Consider the following 13,996-nt stretch of genomic DNA (forward strand, 5'->3'; position numbering starts at 1 on the left):
AGCAGTCAGCTCGGCAGGTATTCCTCACTCCAGGATTCGCCGATTGCGCCGGCATCCAGGAGCGACTGAATCTGCACGTCGGTATAGCCGTAGCGGCCCAGTACCTTGCGCGTGGAAGCGCCAAACTTCTCAGCCGGTGGCAGAGCCCGGACGCGCGCTACCCGTGGACGAATGGCGTAGGGATCCAACTGCGTAACCCGATGTCCACTTGGATGGTCGTTATAGATGCTGAAGGAATAGCTGCCGTTCCCCGTCCCTGGCAGACCATCAGCGAATCGGCTGTATTGGCTGCGCAAGTGATCAATGTTGTCCGGCACCGCGGCAGCAATGTTGGCGGCCTGGAGACGCTCTTGAAGGAAGGCGCTGCTCATACGGCCAATGACGGCTTGCAGGTAGGCAGCCCGATCATTTGCAGATACCACGCCAGTGAACTCCGTGATGGCTGCGAATTTGGGCAGTTCTGGCTCGGAGGCATCCAGGTAGATCCAGCCGTCCGCTGTCTTGTAGAAGCGAGAAAGATCGCTGTAGCCAACCACGTCGCGCCCGGAGGGCTCATTGAATGGCGCTCGGCCTGCGTAGTCGTAACAGAACGGGATCTGCACCAGATTCCCCAGTGAAGCCAGAGAGGTACGGGCCCGGTGAACTTCGCCGGAGTGGTGCTTGCGATAAAGCGCTGTTGCGACACCCAAAGCGGCAGCAAATCCACACATCACATCGATGGTGCCGACGTGAGCATGCTCTTCCGGGGTTTCCATGCCGCCACCAAACCGCAGCATGATCCCTGTGGTGGCTTGGATGAGATCGTCATACCCTAGGTAATCTGTGCGAGGGCCACGACGCGGGCCGCCGAAGCAATCAAGTTGGCAGAAGATCACACCAGGATTCACTGCCTGAAGACTTGCCTCATCCAGGCCCAGCGGTGCGAGTTGGCGATCGGGAGCGTTCATGACGATGACATCGACCTCCCGCACGAGACGATTGAAAACGTCCCGCCCTTCAGACTTGTTCAGGTCAACCAGAACACTTTCCTTGCCCCGCGCCGAAGACATACCGAAGACCACGGTATTCCAGGGATCGTAATTAGGCACGACAGGGTCGAGTTTGATGACGTCTGCCCCGAAGCGCCCCAGGAACGACGTCGAGTGGGGCCCTGCGATAACGTTGGTCAGGTCGAGAATTCTGACGCCTTCCAGCCAGCCGGTAGGTTTGTCGAGCTTGGCAGGCGGCAAGGCAGGTACCGGACGCTCGGACAGTGTTGCCAACGCTTGCTCATAGCTCACCTCGCGACGCGAAAGGGGTTTCAGCATCGGCTCTGAGCACCCCTCCATCCACGCAATTGGGCCAGGCTGTTTCATGATGCCGAACTCGCGATCATCTACCTCAACGATCAGCCCAGCAGTATTCGAATGCTCGTCATGGAGCCACTCCTGGGTCGACCTGTGGGGAGCTCCGGGGAAATGCCCTTCACCGAAGATGACTTCCCACTCCGCTGCTGTTTTAGTCAGGAATACTTCTTTCATTCGGGCAGAGATGCGTGCGGCCCAATCAGCAGGCAACGGGTAGACACCCAACGATGCATTGCCTTCCCACTGGTCAATGGGCAAGTAAGGGTTATCAACCTTGGGCAAGCCAGCGGCAATCATTTCTTCGTAAATGCCCATAGCCTGCAAACAGCGCTTGGCATGCTCTCGATGCGAGGGGCAAACGGCATAGAATTTACGGCCATCCGCACATTCATAAGTGCGGTAGAACGGGTCGAGGAACTCCTGCAGATCCTGATAGCTCAAGTTCATCGGCAGGTTCTCAGCGCGACGACGCTCGCTCTCCTTCTCACGCAGTGTTTTATAGCGCAGTGGGTACCCGTCAATCTTGATCGAGTTGTACGACAGGCCTTCCATCACCGCTGATGCCAAGGGAACTTCGATCTGGTCGCCCACGCCAGTCTTTTCACGTGCCTGCAGTGCAAGCACGACAGAAGATACAGCCAGCATGGTGCCATACGCTGACGCCAACGGAAGCGGCGAGAAACTAGGGTTGATGCCCATCAGTACGCGGTTTTGCCCCATATCGGTGAACACACCGGAGGCCGAAGCGATCACTGCCTCGGTCGCGCGCCATTGCGCACGCAGTTCGTCATCACTGGCAAACCCTGGAATCGACAACGTGATCAGCTCAGGACGAGCACGCCGCAGCTCTGCGAAATCAAGGCCCAACCTGGACATGACACCAGGCCGGAAATTTTCGATCACGATATCGGCACGGGAGATGAGTTCGCGAGCTTGATGCAGCCCCTCTGGAGTCTTCAGATCCAGGCGCATGCACAGCTTGTTGCGGTTAAGCGTGGCATTCGCCGGGCTATCCCAGAGAGGCCCGTCCAGCGGGTCGACGTGAACGACAGTCGCGCCCAGATCAGCAAGGATCATCGCAACTGCAGGTCCTGCGATGTATTGCCCAAAATCGATGACATTGACGCCTTGCAAAGGCAATTGGTTGGAGTGTTCCATGACGATAACCCTACGTAGCCCCCGAGCCAACGAGATTTGCCGGCGCGGTTATTGTTGTTATTGAGACCTCGTACTAACCGGCCACCTGGACGACTGCACCATCCAAGGGCTTACGATGTGATTGCTACTTTCAGAAATTCGAAGGCATCTCGAAAGCAATAAAAAATGACCCAAAGGGGTCATTTTTTTTATTTCTGGTGGGCTTTGCTTATAGCTAGAGGTGTTCGTCTTCTTCCGCGTTGGCATCCACCTTGAAAGAGTGGGCTTCTTCAGACAGCCATTGAGCAAAGGCTGCCGCATCGGGATTGATCATGCTGTGGGCTGAATAAACCAGGTAGAACGCTTCTTTGGTAGGCACATGACATCCCAGCGGGGCGACGAGACGACCCTCGTCCAGAAGATGCTTGACCAATGAAGACCGAGCCAACGCGATACCTTGGCCGAGCTCAGCGATCGTCAATGCCGAAATAAGGGTGTCGAACTGCATCCCCTGAGACGAGTCAACGCTCTCTGCATTGTTCTTCTTGAGCCAATAGCCCCAACCTTCCTCATAGCCCAGCACATGCAGTAAAGGGTGCATCGCAAGATCCTGAGGGCGCTGCAGCGGACGTTCCCTGGTGATCAATGCAGGTGAACACACGGGTACCAGCGTGTCCCACGTCAGTCGCTCGGCCTTCATGCCAGGCCAGCGCCCTTGCCCGTACCTGATTTCGAGATCGGCATCGAACTCTGTTTCATCTACCCAGATGTTACTTGCGACTCGAATGCTCACATCCGGATGCTTTGCTCTAAATCGGGGTAGTCGGGGAGCTATCCAGTGGGTGAAGAACACCAGACTGCTACGAATGCTGAGCGCGCTTCGATGACCTTGCCCAAAGATCTCATCCGTTGATGCAACGAGGCGCTCAACCGACTCTCTCACCACTGGAAAATAGGATTTACCTGCCTCGGTGAGCTCAAGTCCGCGCGGCAGACGCTTGAAAAGCGCTACGCCTAATTGGGACTCCAATGCCTTCACCTGCTGACTGATCGCCGCTTGCGTCAGATTGAGCTCTTCAGCGGCATGGGTGAAATTCAGCAGCCGAGCAGAAACCTCAAAAGCTCGAAGCCAGTTCAGAGGAGGTAAACGCTTTTTCATAACGCATCCAACACTAGGCTCATCGGGAATCGAGTCGCTCAGTGGTTGACATTAGAGACGATCAGTCTAAATTACAACGCATGAATAGTTCCAAACCTATCCCTCGAAGAGGCCGCCCCCCCAAGGTCGCACGTGAGCATGGCGAGACGCTGGAGCTTTTACTGCGCTGTGGCATGGAAATCCTTACCGAGCAGGGTTTTGCTGCCACCGGCATCGATACTGTGCTCAAACGCGTGCAGGTGCCAAAAGGCTCGTTCTATCACTACTTCGACAGCAAAGAAGCATTCGGCCAAGCGGTACTGCAGCGCTATGCCGACTACTTCGCTCGAAAACTCGATCGCTGCTTCAGCGACCTGAGCGTGTCGCCGCTACGAAGGCTTTCCAACTTCGTTGAAGAGGCGAAGGGCGGGATGGCCAAGTACCAGTTCCGAAGAGGCTGCCTGGTAGGCAACCTTGGCCAAGAGGTCCTGGTGCTGCCAGACAGCTTCCGTGAACTACTGGAACTGACCCTACAAGACTGGGAGCAGCGTTTGTCTGCCTGCCTGGAGGAAGCGGTCAAGGTGGGAGAGATTTCTTACGAGCATGACTGCAAAGCCCTCGCAGCCTACTTCTGGGTTGGCTGGGAGGGTGCCGTTCTTCGTGCACGGCTGACGCAACATGTCCGCCCCCTGGACATTTTTTTCCAAGGCTTTCTGACAGGAATCACTCGGTGATTCCTGTCGGACGATTTAAAGACAACCGGTCTAAATGAGGATAAGCAATGTTCAAGGCCATTCTGATTGAGAAGCTGGAAGACAAGTATTCGGCCCGCCTCACTGAACTGAAGGATGATCAGCTACCCACTGGGAACGTGACGGTGAAGGTGGCCTACAGCACCTTGAACTACAAGGATGCACTCGCAATCACCGGCAAAGGGCCGGTTGTTCGTCAGTTTCCGATGGTGCCGGGCATCGATCTTGCGGGCATTGTCGAAGCGAGTGACGATCCTCGATACCAGCCTGGCGATCGCGTACTGCTCAATGGTTGGGGGGTGGGTGAAAGCCATTGGGGCGGGCTTGCACAAAAGGCGAGATTGAACGGTGACTGGCTGATCCCTCACCCCAAACGCCTGAATGAACGCCAAGCCATGGCCATCGGTACCGCTGGATACACCGCCATGCTGTGCCTGATGGCCTTGGAGCGCCATGGGATGAAGCCATCCCATGGGCCGGTACTGGTCACAGGCGCCACAGGCGGCGTCGGTAGCTTAGCCATTAGCCTTCTGGCCGGTGCTGGGTATACCGTCACTGCCGCAACCGGAAAAACTAACGAAGCCGCCTATCTGAAAAGCCTGGGGGCAACAACCATCATTGATCGGGCCGAGCTTTCTGCTCCGGGGCGTCCATTGGCAAAAGAAAAATGGGCGGCCGTTATCGACTCGGTCGGCAGCCATACGCTGGCCAATGCGTGCGCAAACACAATGTCTGAAGGCTTGGTCGCTGCGTGTGGATTGGCCCAGGGGATGGATTTCCCGGCTACCGTTGCACCTTTCATTCTTCGAGGGGTAAGCCTGCTCGGCATCAACAGCGTCACTCAGCCGTTCGAGCGACGAGTCGAAGCTTGGGAAAGGCTAGCTGACCAGCTCAACCTTGATGTTTTATCGTTGATGATCAAAGACATTAGCCTTGAGGCTGCACTTCCAGCCGCCTCCGAACTCATGGACGGAAATATTCGCGGCCGCTTGGTAGTAGACGTACATAGTTAGGCCCGTCCCCCGACAGCTGTATGACGGATGCAGTACGCCTTCCTGGAACGCTCCAGCAGCTGGCGCGTTAATGCCACTGCAGAAATCCTGCGTAGCAACCTCATCGTGGAGCTGGGCCTGGCCAAGCAGAAATTCGAGATCCTGGGTGCGGTGCAGGATCTCTTTGGCGATGGTTCTATCGCTCCGGCAGAAGGCATTCTACACATCAGCCTCGCGACGCCCTCCCAAGATTCCTCGGCAATCTCCATAGAAGAGGAAACATCGAGAAATATCTACCTCGCTGTCCTCGCGCCGTTCGAGTGCACCGATACAGTGAACGTACTGACACTGCTCGGATACCTTAGGCCACCATCGCGGTACACATCTGCGCGGCACGTCGTCCGATTCTGGTCGTGACGCTCTCGTCTGCCCTTATCGACTGGCAGCGCGAGGTACTGCTCGAACGCTGGCCGCTACGAATGTCAGCTATTGGTCGGAAGCTGCCGTTCGCGAGTGACCGCTATCGCCCCATAGCGGACATCTAATATCGGAGTTCCCTCACGGCCCAACGATCATTCAACTATGGATACCGGCGTTCATGAGCGCGGCGGTAATGAATGGTCCCTTTTTCTCAAGATATTCAACCATTCCACCAGTATTGCTCGACTCCAACTGAAGCTTCAGCGCTTCATACTGCTGGCGGATCGAGGCATCGCTCCTGAGCAAATCTCTGAACCCAAGCATCTGAGTGATCGAAATGTGGTCGCGGACACAAGCGTGGAGCTTGTGCGTGCGGATCCCATCCACATTGCGTCGGTAGAAATAATGCCCTTCCGATAGGTCACTTCCTCGAACATACCCCAAATCCTTTAACACCTCGTCTCGCGCCGAGACATTGCAATGATCGCGGACCTCGATGAGTACATCGATCTCGGGCTTCGCCGCGAGACCTGGAACGGAGGTGCTTCCAACGTGGTGTATGGCAATCAGTTCATCGCCAAAGGCCGAAGCGATGAGTGACTTGTCTGCCAGAAATTGGAGGGGCCATGCGGGGTTGTAGGGAGCGATCTTGCTGGTCAGTGCCATGTCCGTTCCTTGATGGCAAATACTTGAAGTGGCGAATTATCTCTGATCTTGCAGGTTGGCGGGACGATCAGCATTGAAAAATGACGGCAAAAGTCATCCAGGCGTTGTCGCACCTTTCGCATTAACGCTCAACCGAAATATCAGCGGCTCGCAGCCAATGTCCGCTTTGGGTCGGAAGCTGCCCTTCGCAACTGACCTCTTCCGCCCCTTACCTAACTCTCCAGCTGTGAAAAGCCAGACCCTATCAGAAGGCCAGTATCTGGCCGGAGCTGCACCGGCCGGGTGAGCATGCCAAGCTGGGCTGGTGGGGACTCTTGCCATTTTGCCGTTCAGCCTCTCACCGCAACCCACGCCTGACGCTGAGTAGCGGATGCTCTTCATGGGCTCCAATCTTTCATTAATACTTGTTTATTGAGCTTTTGAAATCAAGCTTCTCATGTATTGGTTAACATCTCGCAAATCCTGAACACTCCAAGAGTGAGGCGGAATCTTAACATTATTCTCTTTCAATGTATTCGGAATCAAATTTCCATTTGGACGAAGTACTATAGAAGATACAATCACCCCAGGATAATCAGCCAATCGCTTCTTGAAATTCAATGTCGTGAGGTCTGGTGTTGGAGGATTGCTTTTTCTTGCCAGCGGCCCTGTCCCTTTGATATCCGCACCATGACAAACCGAGCATCTCTGCATGTAAAGTTTCTTTCCGTTGATGTTATCCGCCAACGAATACGGCGTCTGGGTTATTGCGCAGAATCCAAGTAAGGCGATGAACAATTTCCTGTTTTTCATTTTTGCTTGCGCCAATCAATTTTAATGAAACGAACCTTGCGCGATCACAGCCTCTCCAATCGGGTAGTCCGGCTGCCGACATGAATACGCCTCTTTCCGAGGTGGACAGCTTAGAGGCGGTTCGGTCGTCTGTCGAACGGTAACTTTGACTAAGGCGCAAGGCGTCCGCCACTGGCAGATAGCAGCTACTGCTGAACGTCAGCTATGGCTCGTTAGTTGCCTCCGTAGAGGTCTGCCTGGATCGAAAGCGGCCATGCCCGCCGTTGTGGTACGTGATGGCCTGAAGCACGGCAAGCTTGAAAACCTGCTGCCGGACTGGGCGCCACGTAACGGGATTGGCCGTGCCGTCTATGCATCCCGTCGTGGTTTACTTCCATCGGTGCGGGCGCTACTGGACTTCCTGGTGACCAATTTGCGAGCAGCGGGATCAGCTAACGGCTTGCCCTACCGGACGCGCCGAACACAGTTTTGCGCTGGCGTTTCGCCAGGATCTTACGGCCTGTTTCGACAAAGGGCGTGACGATCAGGCCATAGACCGTCAGGTAACGCTGGTGGTCTTGTTCTCCGATGCCGAAACGGATGTTTTCGGGCTTTGATGTCGTGACATAAAGCGTGCCGAACATCCAGTCCCAGAGGGACAGGTTGGTGCCGAAGTTCCGGTTGAAATGGCGAGGGGCGTCACTGTGATGGATCTGGTGCTGGGCCGGGCTGTTCAACACATGTTCCAACTGCGGGCCGAACGACAGCCAGACATGGCTATGCCGCAGGTTGGCCGCCAGGCTGTTGAAGATGAACACCAGATAGGTCACGCCGAACAGGGTGTAGCGGCTGACTTCACCGCCGCAAAGGTACCAGAAGCAACCGGCGTAGAGGCCGATGCCAATGCCGGTGCTCAGCTTCTCGACGATCTTTTCCACGAAATGCACCCGGCTCGCCGTCGCCGGCACCAGCACGGGTGCCGAATGATGGACCTTGTGGAAGGCCCAGAGCCAGCGGGAGTGAAAGGCCCGGTGCGCCCAGTAATGGATGAAGTCCTTGAGCAGGAACACCCCCAACCCGTAGAGCAGGGACAGTGCGAGGTTCTCGCCCAGGCGCGGGCGCGCGCCCCAGAGGTTGCTGAAAAAGGCTTGGTAATCGCCGGCGCGCAGAATGTAGGGATCGACCAGATGGACGATAGGCAGCACCAGCACAACCTTGAGGATAGCCCGCACGAAGTAGTAGCGGTAATCCAGCAACGCCGAGGGATGCAGGTGTACCCGGGCGCCGCCGATGAATTGCCAGAACGAATGGGCGTCGCTGAGGCCGCGCTGCTTCCTGAAGCGGAACAGGCCGTAGGCGACGCCATAGGAGATGCAAAGGAACAAGACCCCGAAACGGCCATTCACATTGAAAATGCCTAGAAACTGCTCGGTGACAGGCGTGATCACCCACTCGGTCAGGTGCTTATAGAGAAGCGACAGGGCATCCACGAAACGATAGCCTCGGCAAAAGGGATGCAATTGTAAATCAGATTTATTTACTCAAGTGGTTTTATGCATGCCCTGGTGCTTAAAGCGCCTGGTAACGGCTTGCCAGGCCCGCATAATCCATCGAAAGGAGCCAATGGAGTCCGCTTGTTTTTCTCCCCCGCCTTCAATTGGAGGTTCACCCCGTTATGGGGCTTGGAGGTGTCTACAAAACCAGGAGCAGTTCAACCGACCGTGTCCTTGCACGACGATATCCCATCTGGCAAGGTTGCCATTACAACGCCCACCGATTGACCAGTGGTGCCTCACTTCAAAGGAACTTGACCTGTCGCTGCAACCATCCGTTCGACGTGATCTGCTGATTCTGTGGCTCTCCATTGCCGCAGTTGCTCTTGTGCTGGGATGGCTGTTGCTGATACTCAGCCGCCAAGGCGTCGATACCCAGATTGCGCATGCGCGCCAACTCACCTCGACCAGTTGCCAGGCGCTGCAAGCGGGTGCAGCACGCGTTCGCCAGCAACTCCCGTCTGCGGACGATCAGCCCTACCCCATGACCCCAGCTGCGGCACAGGCGGTGCTTGATTTGACACTGCGCGATCAGCCGGGCATGGAGGGCGGCTTCTGGCGAGCGGATGCGGGCGTGGTGGCCTACGCGTTCCCAACCTACGACGGCACGGGAATCAAGCGTGACCCCCCGAGTGCCGAGTTGGAGCGCATTGCCTCCACGGCCCAGCGCGCACAGGATTCTGCAGGCCTCGTGGCGGACGTCCGACCGGGTTTACGCGAAGCCGTGGCTTTCGCGGCATGCCCTGTGGAGACCGATGACCGACGCCTAATCGCCTGGACCCTGATGCGCGTGCCGCTTTTGGCCACAGGAACGATCAACACCTTGATCCTCGCGGTGAGCCTGCTGCTGGCGCTGGTCGTGGTCTCCGGCGCATGGCTGGGCTGGATGATTTCGCGTTGGCAGCGCCAGTCAGCCCATCTGCAAAAGCAACTGGCCCAGTCCGAACGTCTGGCCACGTTGGGGCGCGTTTCCGCCGGGCTTGCGCACGAGATTCGCAATCCTTTGGGTACGATGCGTATGAAGGTGGAAAACGCGATGGCTGCGCCGGCCGACCGGCGCGAAGCCCGTGTGGTTGGCGCTCTGGAGGCCGTGCTGTCGCAAACTGCACGCCTGGAGACGCTGGTGTCGAGCCTGTTGGCGTTGACACAACCGTTCCACGCCGAGCGCCAGACGGTTGACCTGCAGGAATGGCTGGAAGAGCGGCGCAATGCCTACGCCGAAGCGGCGCAAAAGAATGGCGTACGAATCACACTGGCGATTGAACCGGAGCTGACCGCTAGCGCCAAGGGGCTGGCGCTGTTCGACCCGACACAAATGGCACGGGCCTTTGACAACCTGCTGCTCAATGCGATGGCACACACGGGAGAACGCGGTGAAATCGAACTTGGTGCGCATCGCGCGCGCCGTGGCGCATTACTGTTGTGGGTGGCGGACAATGGTTCCGGCATTCCGGTCGACTTGCGCGATACGCTGTTCGAGCCTTTCGCCACAACCCGCGCAGGAGGTACCGGCCTGGGACTGGCACTGGTGCGCGAGATCGTGCAGGGTCACAGCGGGCGGGTCCGTCTCGCAGACTCGGCCAAGGGAACGCGTATAGAGATGGAGCTACCGTGGCCCGAATCCTGATCGTCGACGATGACGCTGCGTTCCGCGACAGCCTTGCAGAAATGCTGCAGGACCTGGGGTATGCGGTGCTGCAGGCTGAAACCACCGATGCAGGCCTGCACAGACTGCGCAACGAGGACGTGGATGCGGCCATCGTCGATCTGCGGCTGCCGGGAGAGGATGGCCTGGTGTTCCTGCGCCGCGCAGCGCGCATCTCGCAGGTGCCTTGCATCATGCTCACCGCCTACGCGAGTGGCGGCAACACCATCGAGGCGATGAGCCTGGGAGCGTTCGACCATCTGACCAAGCCAGTGACCAGGGTCGTCCTGGTCGAAACGCTAGAGCGGGCCTTGCGGGGAGCAGCCCACACCCCAGACAGGCCTCAGGCGGCCGGGGCATCGCCTGCCGCAAGAGAGCCCGTGGATGGCACTGAACTGGTCAGCAGCAGCGAGGCCATGCGCCAGGTCTTCAAGCGCATCGGCCTGGCCGCGAACTCTGATGCCACCGCCTTGATCCTCGGCGAGACGGGTACAGGCAAGGAACTGGTGGCGCGCGCCTTGCATCGCAACAGCGGTAGAGCCACCGGCCCCTTCGTCGCAGTGAACTGCGCTGCGATCCCGGCCGAACTGATGGAAAGCGAGCTGTTCGGTCATGTCAAAGGCGCGTTCACCGGTGCCGTCAATGAACGCACCGGACGCTTTCGTGAGGCCGATGGCGGCACCCTGTTCCTCGACGAGATAGGCGACATGCCGCTGTCCACGCAGGCGAAAATCCTGCGGGTGCTGCAAGAACGCGAGATCACTCCCGTCGGCGCCAACCGTGTCCAGCCCGTGGACGTGCGCATCGTCGTGGCCACGCACCGAGACCTGCCCAGCGCGGTCAAGGAGGGGCGCTTCCGGGAAGACCTGTGGTACCGCCTGCAGGTAGTGCCACTGTGGTTGCCGCCGCTGCGTGAGCGCCTGGGCGACGTGCTGCTGCTGGCCGAACACTTTCTACGCCTGCTAGGCGGCGACTCGCCCAAGCGGTTGAGCGCAGCGGCAGCCCGGCTGCTGCTGGCCCATCCCTGGCCCGGCAACGTGCGCGAACTGCGCAATGCCATGGAGCGCGCGGCCATCCTCAGTCACGGCCCGGTCATTGATGTCGAACACATCGGGTTGCAGACGGCGGCTGCGCTTACCCCGGGCCTGGACATCGACTGGGAAGGCCCTATGGCACAGGCCGTTGCCCGCCTGGAGCGCGAGATGATCGTGCGCGCCCTGGCTGCGACGGCTGGCAACCGCGCAGAGGCGGCGCGGCGCCTCGGTCTGTCTCGCCAGCAGCTCTATCGCAAGCTGGCCGAGTTTAATCTGGACTAACCCCTTTGCACGCAAACCGGTGTCCGATTCCGCGACACCCTGGCGTCACGGAATCGGACGGCACACCACCCATTACGGTTATAACCAATTGATTTTATTGTAAATATTTCTTGGCATGGTGCTTGCCACACAGGTTGGGTGTTTTCCCAACCCAAGGACCTGCTCCGATGTCTACGCACTTCATCGCCACATCTGTTGCGCTGGCATTCGGCCTGTGTAGCCTCAGCGCACATGCCATGCCGCCCGCCCCGCCCCCGCATCTGCCTGCAACACCACATCAAGGGGTGGATGCCCCTGGCCTAATGGGCCAGTACGCTGTGGAAGGCCAGGTTCAGCGGATGCTCATCAATCCCTACGGTGAAGTCGACGGCCTGCGTCTGAGCGACGGAACCATTGCCCGGTTTCCGCCGCACATGGCCGATGCGCTCACGGCCACGATCAAGGTGGGGGATGCCGTCCGCATCATCGGACGGGCGGAAACGCGGGGCACGGTCAAGGCCGACGCCATCATCCACTCCGACAGCGGGCGCACCGTGTACGACCAACCGCCGGTTGGCGAAGGCCGAGCCCTGCCGCCACACCTGCGCGCCCAGCGTCTGCAGCCCCAGCAGGTGGAAGGCCACGTGGACACCGTGCTCACTGGCCCACGGGGCGAGGCCAACGGCGTCATCCTGAGCGATGGCAGCATCATTCGTTTCCCGCCAGAGAGCTTGCGTATTTCCGTGCAGACGGGCGCACCGTTCGCGGCATCCGGGCTGGGCACACGCAATGCGTTTGGCACCGCTCTGGAAGCCGTCAGCATGGGCACCACGTTATCCACCCTTCAGCCACTCTACGACCACGCGCCATAAGGACGTGCCCCTGTGCACCTGGCCAGTGCGAGCGTCCGCCGCACCGGCCAGGCCGTGGCATTTCCGCTGACTGGAATTTCCCATGCCTTCAAAAAACTTGCCCATGGCCCGGCATACCCGCTCGCAGGGCTGGCTATCCGGCCTGAACTTTTTCCTGGCCGACGTCCGTGACGGCCTGGGCCCCTTCCTCGCTGTGCTTCTGGCCAGTCACGGCTGGCGAGCCGATGACATAGGCTACGTGATGGCCGCCGGCGGCATCGCAGGCATGCTGGCGACCACGCCGATGGGTGCCTGGATCGACGCTTCGAACCACAAGCGACTTCTCCTGGCAAGTGGCACCATCGTAATCACTCTCGCCACGGCAGCTCTATGGACGGCACCGTCGTTTGGCGTCGCTGTCGCCTCTCAGGTGGTGACGGGGGCTGCGGGCGCGTTGATGGGCGCCGGCATCATGGGCATCACCTTGGGCATCGTTGATCAGAGAGACCTGTCTCGGCAGCTCGGCATCAACGAGGCCTGGAACCATGCCGGCAACATGGTCGCGGCTGCATTGGCCGGGCTGGCAGGCTACCGCTGGGGGCTGTCAGCGGTATTCGTTTTGATGGCTCTTATGGCGTGCGCGGCTCTTGCTTGCTTGCGGAAGATCCATCCACAGGACATCAATCATGAGCGGGCCCGCGGTGGTGACCTCACTTGCAACCAGCCTGCGCAAGGGAGCAGTCCCTCGCCTTCCATATTGCGGGTTTTGACGGACTCGCGCGAGCTGGGCCTGCTCGCGATCACTATGCTGCTGTTCCACCTGGGCAATGCCGCGATGTTGCCCTTGTTTGCACAGTCAATCGTCACGCGTGGGCTGGCGGACCCCAGCGTCTTCACGGCATCGACCGTCATCGTGGCGCAGCTATTCATGATTCCTGTGGCGCTTTGGGCAGGCTGGTATGCTGCTCGGCACGGGTATCGGGCACTGATCATTATCGCCCTGCTGGCCTTGCCCTTGCGAGGGCTAATCGCCGGTCTCTGGGAGTCACCGTGGGCACTGATTCCGGTACAAGCCCTTGACGGAATCGGGGCGGGTCTGCTGGGAGTCGCCTTGCCCGGGCTTGTCGCTTGCATCCTGCGGGGCACTGGACACGTCAATGCAGGGCTTGGTGCAGTGATAGCAATCCAAGGGATAGGCGCGGCCATGAGCCACGCACTCGCCGGCTGGATCGCGCATCATTTCGGCTATAGCGCAGCCTTCGTCGCTCTGGGCATCGTGGCCGCAATCGGACTACTCACCTATCGCTTTGGCATCACCTCCCAAGTGCATGCAAATAGCTTGGAAAGCTCCCCTTTCCTCTCCACAGCACCACGCAAAAAACCGCCGGCGAGCAAAACCAGCTCTCGCGAAAGGGCATTGCTGCCCTGAA

12 protein-coding genes and 1 pseudogene are annotated in these 13,996 nt (G+C 58.7%); 8 read left to right on the forward strand and 5 right to left on the reverse strand.

Features of this window, described 5'->3' with window-relative positions; genetic code table 11:
- Nucleotides 1-5 precede the first annotated feature (5 nt).
- Nucleotides 6-2,504 (reverse strand): CoA transferase, encoded by a 2,499-nt coding sequence (locus CAY82_RS21790; RefSeq protein WP_087503015.1) that lies wholly within the window; start codon nt 2,502-2,504, stop codon nt 6-8.
- 214 nt (nt 2,505-2,718) lie between these two features.
- On the reverse strand, nt 2,719-3,642 hold the full coding sequence (gene gcvA / locus CAY82_RS21795; RefSeq protein ID WP_087503016.1) for a transcriptional regulator GcvA: 924 nt from the start codon (nt 3,640-3,642) through the stop codon (nt 2,719-2,721).
- Between the two features lie 80 nt (nt 3,643-3,722).
- Here gcvA and CAY82_RS21800 point away from each other — a divergent pair, with 80 nt between their 5' ends.
- The 3 genes from CAY82_RS21800 to CAY82_RS21810 are packed head-to-tail and all read left to right on the forward strand — an operon-like array spanning nt 3,723 to nt 5,782.
- Nucleotides 3,723-4,355 carry a TetR/AcrR family transcriptional regulator gene (locus tag CAY82_RS21800; protein WP_218190841.1) on the forward strand — a complete coding sequence of 211 codons (633 nt, stop codon included), beginning with the start codon at nt 3,723-3,725 and terminating at the stop codon, nt 4,353-4,355.
- Nucleotides 4,356-4,402: 47 nt separating this feature from the next.
- A complete protein-coding gene (locus tag CAY82_RS21805; protein ID WP_087503018.1) occupies nt 4,403-5,386 on the forward strand; it encodes an MDR family oxidoreductase in 984 nt (327 codons plus the stop codon).
- 27 nt (nt 5,387-5,413) lie between these two features.
- Complete coding sequence (locus tag CAY82_RS21810; RefSeq protein ID WP_087503019.1) at nt 5,414-5,782, forward strand: hypothetical protein; 369 nt, start codon at nt 5,414-5,416, stop codon at nt 5,780-5,782.
- Nucleotides 5,783-5,941: 159 nt separating this feature from the next.
- Here the strand turns inward: CAY82_RS21810 and CAY82_RS21815 are convergent, their stop codons facing one another.
- Together CAY82_RS21815 and CAY82_RS21820 are read right to left on the reverse strand one after the other, a co-directional pair.
- Complete coding sequence (locus CAY82_RS21815) at nt 5,942-6,451, reverse strand: GrpB family protein (RefSeq protein WP_087503020.1); 510 nt, start codon at nt 6,449-6,451, stop codon at nt 5,942-5,944.
- A 408-nt stretch (nt 6,452-6,859) separates the two neighbouring features.
- Nucleotides 6,860-7,243, reverse strand: coding sequence for a cytochrome c (locus CAY82_RS21820; protein ID WP_087503021.1), 384 nt, complete (start codon nt 7,241-7,243; stop codon nt 6,860-6,862).
- A gap of 247 nt (nt 7,244-7,490) precedes the next feature.
- On the opposite strand from CAY82_RS21820, the pseudogene CAY82_RS27145 reads away from it, so the two are divergent.
- Nucleotides 7,491-7,646 (forward strand): annotated as a pseudogene (locus CAY82_RS27145) (LysR family transcriptional regulator); the annotation flags it as partial.
- 28 nt (nt 7,647-7,674) lie between these two features.
- On the opposite strand, the gene CAY82_RS21830 reads toward CAY82_RS27145, so the two are convergent.
- Nucleotides 7,675-8,712: a sterol desaturase family protein gene (locus CAY82_RS21830; RefSeq protein ID WP_087503023.1), complete on the reverse strand. Its 1,038-nt coding sequence runs from the start codon at nt 8,710-8,712 to the stop codon at nt 7,675-7,677.
- Nucleotides 8,713-8,977: 265 nt separating this feature from the next.
- On the opposite strand from CAY82_RS21830, the gene CAY82_RS21835 reads away from it, so the two are divergent.
- The 4 genes from CAY82_RS21835 (at nt 8,978) to CAY82_RS21850 (ending at nt 13,995) form a co-directional block, all read left to right on the forward strand.
- Nucleotides 8,978-10,402: a PAS domain-containing sensor histidine kinase gene (locus CAY82_RS21835; protein ID WP_256576322.1), complete on the forward strand. Its 1,425-nt coding sequence runs from the start codon at nt 8,978-8,980 to the stop codon at nt 10,400-10,402.
- Nucleotides 10,387-11,736 (forward strand): sigma-54 dependent transcriptional regulator, encoded by a 1,350-nt coding sequence (locus CAY82_RS21840; RefSeq protein WP_087503024.1) that lies wholly within the window; start codon nt 10,387-10,389, stop codon nt 11,734-11,736. Before CAY82_RS21835 ends, CAY82_RS21840 begins: the two co-directional genes overlap by 16 nt.
- 338 nt (nt 11,737-12,074) lie before the next feature.
- On the forward strand, nt 12,075-12,587 hold the full coding sequence (locus tag CAY82_RS21845; RefSeq protein WP_256576323.1) for a hypothetical protein: 513 nt from the start codon (nt 12,075-12,077) through the stop codon (nt 12,585-12,587).
- Between the two features lie 82 nt (nt 12,588-12,669).
- Entirely contained in the window at nt 12,670-13,995 is a 1,326-nt protein-coding gene (locus tag CAY82_RS21850) for an MFS transporter (protein ID WP_256576324.1), read from the forward strand.
- Nucleotide 13,996: the final 1 nt, after the last annotated feature.

The sequence above is a fragment of the Pseudomonas sp. SID14000 genome (assembly GCF_002165135.1).
In the GTDB taxonomy this organism is placed as follows: domain Bacteria; phylum Pseudomonadota; class Gammaproteobacteria; order Pseudomonadales; family Pseudomonadaceae; genus Aquipseudomonas.

Excerpts from the sequence above, each read along its gene's own strand:
- CAY82_RS21850 (WP_256576324.1), top strand. The coding sequence starts at position 12,670 with ATGCCTTCAAAAAACTTGCCCATGGCCCGGCATACCCGCTCGCAGGGC.
- CAY82_RS21815 (WP_087503020.1), bottom strand. The coding sequence starts at position 6,451 with ATGGCACTGACCAGCAAGATCGCTCCCTACAACCCCGCATGGCCCCTC.
- CAY82_RS21810 (WP_087503019.1), top strand. The coding sequence starts at position 5,414 with ATGCAGTACGCCTTCCTGGAACGCTCCAGCAGCTGGCGCGTTAATGCC.
- CAY82_RS21805 (WP_087503018.1), top strand. The coding sequence starts at position 4,403 with ATGTTCAAGGCCATTCTGATTGAGAAGCTGGAAGACAAGTATTCGGCC.
- CAY82_RS21790 (WP_087503015.1), bottom strand. The coding sequence starts at position 2,504 with ATGGAACACTCCAACCAATTGCCTTTGCAAGGCGTCAATGTCATCGAT.
- CAY82_RS21800 (WP_218190841.1), top strand. The coding sequence starts at position 3,723 with ATGAATAGTTCCAAACCTATCCCTCGAAGAGGCCGCCCCCCCAAGGTC.
- CAY82_RS21845 (WP_256576323.1), top strand. The coding sequence starts at position 12,075 with ATGCTCATCAATCCCTACGGTGAAGTCGACGGCCTGCGTCTGAGCGAC.
- gcvA (WP_087503016.1), bottom strand. The coding sequence starts at position 3,642 with ATGAAAAAGCGTTTACCTCCTCTGAACTGGCTTCGAGCTTTTGAGGTT.
- CAY82_RS21820 (WP_087503021.1), bottom strand. The coding sequence starts at position 7,243 with ATGAAAAACAGGAAATTGTTCATCGCCTTACTTGGATTCTGCGCAATA.